1 protein-coding gene is annotated in these 410 nt (G+C 60.2%); it reads left to right on the plus strand.

The window, feature by feature from the left end; genetic code table 11:
• Nucleotides 1–410, plus strand: a 410-nt coding sequence (locus L691_RS28310) for an ADP-dependent NAD(P)H-hydrate dehydratase (protein ID WP_036736139.1), incomplete at both ends; no start/stop codon positions are given.

The raw sequence follows: 410 nt of genomic DNA on the forward strand, positions 1-410 counted from the left end.
GGCGGACGCCGGCGGTGAAGCGGACGGAACCTGGAATGCCGCAGCGGCGGAAGAGGTGCTGAATCTCGCCGACCAGAAGGACGTGCTTGCCGTCGGCCCGGGAATCGGGCGGTTCGAAGAGGATAAGGAATGGCTTAAAAAAATTTGGGAAGGCGCGGAATGTCCGCTTGTCGTGGATGCGGATGCGCTGAATATACTGGCCGAGTGTGATTACGGGACATGGCAGAGCCGCCGGGAGTCTGTAATTCTGACGCCGCATCCCGGCGAAATGGCTCGGCTGGCTTGTGTGAGCACGAAGGAAGTACAGCGTGACCGGATCGGGCTGGCGCTAGACTACGCCCGAGAGCGGGGTGTGATCCTTGTGCTTAAAGGAGCGCATACGGTGATTGCCTCACCGGATGGCCGTATTT

The organism is Paenibacillus zanthoxyli JH29 (assembly GCF_000520715.1).
Classification (GTDB): Bacteria; Bacillota; Bacilli; order Paenibacillales; family Paenibacillaceae; genus Paenibacillus_AQ; species Paenibacillus_AQ zanthoxyli.